Here is a 4,073-nt window from a genome sequence, read left to right as displayed (position 1 = left end):
ATCTTCTAAATCTGTTTCATATCCAGATTTTTTCATTTTAACTATCACACCAGTTTTAGATTTTTGTTTTGATATAGAAATTTTATATGTTCCATCAGATTTAACTTTTACAGTACTTCCGATTTGTTTTCCATTTACATAAGCTTTTACATATGCTCCAGGAAGTCCTTTACCAGTTATGCTTGTAGAAGTGTTTCTTATTGTGTTAACTGTGAAAGTTCTAAATTCTTTTAAATAACCATCTTTAGAAGCTTTTAACCAGTATTTACCTTTAGAAGCAGTTACTTTTATGTAATAAGTTCCTCTATCAAGTTCATATCTGTCTATAGCAGATTTAGGATTAGAAGTAGAAGCTGAAAGATATTCTAAACCTTCTAAATCATCGAAATCTCTGTATTTATCATAGTATTCTTCTGAATCGTAAATAGTTACTTTAAATGATTTTGATGTAGTTTTGTAGTAGAATTTAACATTTGTATCTTTACTTAATTTAAGCTTGTAAACTGTAGTAGTTGTTGAGCTATTTACTGTTTTAGAAATAGTTTTTCCTAATGATATAGTGCTTGTCGATGAAGCAGCCATTGCTGGTACAGCCGATGCAATTATAACTGTAAGTGTTAACATTAATGCTAATAATCTTTTTTTCATAAAAATTACCTCCATTTCGTTTTTTATTTATTTGTTTTTGTTTAATTTTTTTATTTTCATTATAAAGTACAAATAGGCAATTTATTTTAGGTACCTTTTTTAAAAAAATTATAAAAATTTGAGTAGAAAGTTGAAAATAATGACAAAAAATGTTAAAATACTAATAGCTGAAAAGCAGAAAATGGGGCATACCACCTAGGGTATGAAGCGTTTTCTGCTTTTTTTGTTTTAAAGAATAATTTATATCAGGAGGAATTAAAAAATGAACGCAAGTGTAGCAATTCAAGTATTACCATCATTACCAGACAAGGAATTAGTACCAGTAGTAGACAAGGTAATCGAATATATCCAAAGTCAAGGATTAAAAACAGTAGTTTCACCATTTGAAACAACAATAGAAGGCGACTACGATAAGCTAATGGAAATAGTAAAGCAATGTCAATACGTAGCTTGTGAAGCTGGAGCTCCAGGGCTTATGACTTATGTAAAAATAAACTTCAACCCAGGACCAGAAGGAATATTAACTATATCAGATAAAATAGACAAATACACAGCAAAGGATGGAGAATAAAGATGAGTATATTAGAAAACAGTAAAGAAATTTTTGAAAACATAAAAAAAGTTAGACCAGTTATGCATAATATTTCAAATATAGTAACTGCAAATGATTGTGCAAATATAACATTAGCATGTGGTGGATCTCCAACTATGGCAGATGATCCAGAAGAAGTAGAAGATATAACTGCTGCTTGCAATGGTTTTGTATTAAACATGGGTAACACAGGTGGTTTCATGGTAGAAACTATGCTTCGTGCAGGTAAAAAAAGCAATGAAGTAAACCACCCAACAGTATTAGACCCAGTTGGTGCAGGTGCAGCTAAGAGAAGAAATGAAGTCCTAGAAACTTTATTAAAAGAAATCAAATTCTCAGTAATTAGAGGAAATGTTTCTGAAATCAAATTCGCAGGAACTAAGAGCTCAGGGGCAAAAGGTGTAGATGCTGCTGAAGGAGATAAGGTTACAGAAGAAAATCTAGACGAAATGGTTGCATATGCTAAGAGCATAAGTGCAAAACTAGGTAGTGTAATAGCTATGAGTGGAGCAATAGACATAGTTGCAGATGCGAATACTGCTTACGTAATCAGAAACGGTCACAGCATGATGTCAGATATAACAGGGACAGGATGCATGCTTAGTAGTGTAGTAGGTGTATTCATAGCTTCTAATCCAGATAATATACTAGAAGCAACTGCAGTAGCTATAAGTGCTTACGGACTTGCTGGAGAATTAGCATACAAGAAGACTATGGAAATGGATGGATATACATCAACACTTAGAATGAACTTAATAGACTACATGGGCAAAATGAATGCAGAAATCTTCCAAGGAGGCGCTAAAATTGAAGTTAGATAATGAAGCAATAAGAAAATCAATGCTTTTATATGCGATAACAGATAGAGCTTGGCTTAAAGAAGGAGAAACTCTAGAAGGCGTAGTTGAAGATGTTTTAAAATCAGGTGCGACTTTTCTACAACTTCGTGAAAAAATACAAGGTCATGAAGAAATCGTAGAAATGGCTAAAAAGCTTCAAGCACTTTGCAAAAAATACAATGTTCCATTCGTAGTAAACGACGATATAATGGCTGCAAAGGAAATGGATGCCGACGGTGTACATATAGGACAAAGCGATATGGAATACACAAAAGCTAGAGAAATCCTAGGACCAGATAAAATAATCGGTGTGTCAGCTGGAAATTTACAAGAGGCAAAAGAAGCTGAAAGAGTAGGTGCTGATTATATAGGTGTCGGCGCAGTATTCCATACAGATACTAAAAAGGACGCGACTTCATTGACTATGGATCAATTAAAGGAAATATGTGAAGCTGTATCTATTCCAGTAGTTGCAATAGGTGGAATTAGCGTAGACAATGCACTAGAATTAAAAGGAACTGGTGTAGATGGAATATGTGTAATCTCAGCTATATTTGGAAGTGAAAATCCATCAGAAGCCACTAAAAAATTATTGGATTTATCTAAAAAAATAGTATCTGAATAATTAAGGAAACAGGCATATTATTAGAGGAAGCTATAAATATATGAGTGAAATAATTAAACCACAAGGAAAAACAAATAGCATCGACACATTAGACGATGCTATAGCTAAAAAAAGATTATTGATATTTGACATGGATGGTACGCTTTTAGATTCTATGGAATTTTGGCAAAATTTAGGTAGAGAATATCTTGAAAGTAAAGGCAAGTCGCCAGATGATGATTTGGAAGATGTGATAGAATCTATGACCTTGCAAGAATCTGCATCTTATTTTAAGACAAAATACAATTTATACGAAGATACAGAAGAGATAATAAAACAGGTACTAGATTTTATAGAAGATAAATATTTAAATAAAATTCCATTGAAAAAAGGTGTGAAAAAATTCTTAGAAAAAGTCAATTCTCAGGGATATAAGATGTGTATATTGACTACATCAGAAAAATCTCAAGCAGTAGGTGCTTTAAAGAGAACAGGAGTATTGGATTTATTTGACGAGGTCTATACGGATAGAGATTTTAATTTGAGTAAAAAGGATCCACAAATATATATAAAAACTTGCGAAAAAATGGGCGAATCTCCTTCAGACACAGTAGTATTTGAAGATGCTCTGTATGCAATAGAAAGTGCTAAAAAGACAGCATGTACCGTTGTAGGAGTATACGATGAATACTCTAAAGGTGATTGGGATAAGATAATATCTATCGCTGATAAGACAATTCAAAGTTTTTAAAAATAATTATTGCAAATAAGGCATAGGCTAATTTAGGAAGCCTATGCCATTTAAAATCTTATCATAGGAAGTTATTTATAGAAAAAATTCAAACTTTCTGATGTACTGACCAAATTAAAAATTATCTTTAAATTCTTTATATATTCTCGGCAATTCATTTTCTTCTATAGGTAAACCATATGAAGCAAAAGGTATCACAATATTTCTTTTTTCTTTATTTACTTGATATTCTATATTTGGAGAAAAATAAAATATGTCATAATTATTTACATCAGCTTTAAAATCAATCTCTATTTTTAAATTATCCTTTGGATTTATATTTTGTATTTCTTTTACTTTTTTTGAATTAATAAAATAATATACGTTGTTTATATATTCGTTATTTTTTACATTAATAGATTTGATGATATTTTTAGATTGATTCTCTAGTTGTACATCGTAACTGTTCATTTCTTTTGTTAGACCTAAATTAGATATTAAACTTAAATCATCGCTTGCTTTAATTCTTTTTATGAAAATATCTCCTATATAATATTTTTTATCTAGTAATTCTAAAGTTTTTAAATTATAAGAATTATTTTTATTTAAAAAATTAATATCTATATCCATAGAATATAAACAAATATCTTTATATTTATT

Annotated in this window: 6 protein-coding genes; 4 read left to right on the top strand and 2 right to left on the bottom strand. The window is 30.5% G+C overall.

The features are described from left to right. Positions 1-648: Ig-like domain-containing protein (locus tag ACI3VO_RS08300; RefSeq protein WP_439757464.1), on the bottom strand; the 648-nt coding region annotated here is incomplete at its 3' end. A 262-nt stretch (positions 649-910) separates the two neighbouring features. Between ACI3VO_RS08300 and ACI3VO_RS08295 the strand changes: the two genes are divergently transcribed. The 4 genes from ACI3VO_RS08295 to ACI3VO_RS08280 are packed head-to-tail and all read left to right on the top strand — an operon-like array spanning position 911 to position 3,434. After that, positions 911-1,219: a thiamine-binding protein gene (locus ACI3VO_RS08295; protein WP_439757463.1), complete on the top strand. Its 309-nt coding sequence runs from the start codon at positions 911-913 to the stop codon at positions 1,217-1,219. Between the two features lie 2 nt (positions 1,220-1,221). Then, entirely contained in the window at positions 1,222-2,061 is an 840-nt protein-coding gene (thiM, locus tag ACI3VO_RS08290; RefSeq protein WP_439757462.1) for a hydroxyethylthiazole kinase, read from the top strand. Next, the gene (gene thiE, locus ACI3VO_RS08285; RefSeq protein ID WP_439757461.1) at positions 2,048-2,704 is read left to right on the top strand and encodes a thiamine phosphate synthase; all 657 of its coding nucleotides are present in this window, start codon (positions 2,048-2,050) and stop codon (positions 2,702-2,704) included. The genes thiM and thiE overlap by 14 nt, the downstream gene beginning before the upstream one ends. 40 nt (positions 2,705-2,744) lie before the next feature. Next, on the top strand, positions 2,745-3,434 hold the full coding sequence (locus tag ACI3VO_RS08280) for an HAD family hydrolase (protein ID WP_439757460.1): 690 nt from the start codon (positions 2,745-2,747) through the stop codon (positions 3,432-3,434). Between the two features lie 114 nt (positions 3,435-3,548). On the opposite strand, the gene ACI3VO_RS08275 is transcribed toward ACI3VO_RS08280, so the two are convergent. Further along, positions 3,549-4,073, bottom strand: a 525-nt coding sequence (locus ACI3VO_RS08275) for a hypothetical protein (protein ID WP_439757459.1), incomplete at its 5' end; no start/stop codon positions are given.

Source organism: Intestinibacter sp. (assembly GCF_051866655.1).
Classification (GTDB): Bacteria; Bacillota; Clostridia; order Peptostreptococcales; family Peptostreptococcaceae; genus Intestinibacter.
Note: the sequence above shows the minus strand (reverse complement) of the source record. Positions and strands in the feature narration are given on the sequence as shown.

Excerpts from the sequence above, each read along its gene's own strand:
- ACI3VO_RS08280 (WP_439757460.1), top strand. The coding sequence starts at position 2,745 with ATGAGTGAAATAATTAAACCACAAGGAAAAACAAATAGCATCGACACA.
- ACI3VO_RS08295 (WP_439757463.1), top strand. The coding sequence starts at position 911 with ATGAACGCAAGTGTAGCAATTCAAGTATTACCATCATTACCAGACAAG.
- thiM (WP_439757462.1), top strand. The coding sequence starts at position 1,222 with ATGAGTATATTAGAAAACAGTAAAGAAATTTTTGAAAACATAAAAAAA.